Below are 601 nucleotides of genomic sequence, written 5' to 3'. Positions count from 1 at the left end.
GCCAAGTCTTCAACGTCTTCCCCCGCATCGGTATTGCCTTCACCGCGCAAGATAGATTTAGCAAACACCGGTTCGGCGATGCGTTTAATCGCTATCACGCGGTGGTGGTCGTAGGGGAACCACAGTTGATAGCCTTCATCTCGCTGTTGATAGTGCGCTGAACGGCTGATTTGCCCGGCCGTCATACGGTGAACCGTCTCAGGTAATCCTGCGTTAAATTCACCTGCGCGGTGCTGTTCACTGAGTGGATAACCCTGCTCACGACAAAAATCTTTCAGCGATTTATCTTTTCCTTGAATTGCCGCTGGTGGTGACAAGGTGGTCAGTGCATCTGCTAATGACTGCGGCTCAAGGGTTAAGGTATACGGGCGGGCCGTCATGCCTTCAGCGTGTATCAGTCCTTGTGGGTCACTGCTGCCCTCTAAGGTACGTCCTGTACCACGCTCAGCTAAAGTATAAACCACACCAACTAATGGTTGCCCTTTATCATCCACCAATTGTAGGTCAATCCAAAATCGGTAGTTGTCACAGATAATGCAAGATTCCGTTTTTTGACTCATGACGGCTCCGTTGTCAAAGGTATCCAGCCCAGTTGTTGGGC

1 pseudogene is annotated in these 601 nt (G+C 50.7%); it reads right to left on the bottom strand.

The features are described 5' to 3' along the window. A pseudogene (locus AC3Z9T_RS21400) lies at nt 1-560 on the bottom strand (S-type pyocin domain-containing protein); the annotation flags it as partial. Nucleotides 561-601 lie beyond the last annotated feature (41 nt).

The sequence above is a fragment of the Providencia sp. 6390 genome (assembly GCF_058148425.1).
Note: the sequence above shows the minus strand (reverse complement) of the source record. Positions and strands in the feature narration are given on the sequence as shown.